Annotated in this window: 2 tRNA genes; both read left to right on the top strand. The window is 47.5% G+C overall.

Annotated elements, in window-relative coordinates:
- Positions 1-32 precede the first annotated feature (32 nt).
- Positions 33-109, top strand: a tRNA-Ile gene (locus ACM6IQ_RS23840).
- 28 nt (positions 110-137) lie between these two features.
- Positions 138-213: transfer RNA gene (locus tag ACM6IQ_RS23835), tRNA-Ala, on the top strand.
- The last annotated feature ends 145 nt before the right edge of the window (positions 214-358 follow it).

Genomic DNA, 358 nt, shown 5'->3' with positions numbered 1-358 from the left:
TTGAAGAAGACGATAAGAAGCAGCCCGAAATTGGGTCTGTAGCTCAGTTGGTTAGAGCGCACCCCTGATAAGGGTGAGGTCGGCAGTTCGAATCTGCCCAGACCCACCAATTTTTGTGTGGGATCCTGTAGCAATACGGGGCCATAGCTCAGCTGGGAGAGCGCCTGCCTTGCACGCAGGAGGTCAACGGTTCGATCCCGTTTGGCTCCACCACTACTGCTTCTGATTGTATAAAGCTTAGAAATGAGCATTCCATCGTGATGGTGGTGAATGTTGATTTCTAGTCTTTGGCTAGATCGTTCTTTAAAAATTTGGGTATGTGATAGAAAGATAGACTGAACGTTACTTTCACTGGTAA

Source organism: Pseudomonas sp. IT-P100, from assembly GCF_949767185.1.
GTDB classification, from domain to species: domain Bacteria; phylum Pseudomonadota; class Gammaproteobacteria; order Pseudomonadales; family Pseudomonadaceae; genus Aquipseudomonas; species Aquipseudomonas fluorescens_B.
The sequence above is the reverse complement of the archived record's forward strand: the minus strand, read 5'-3'. Positions and strand labels throughout refer to the sequence as shown.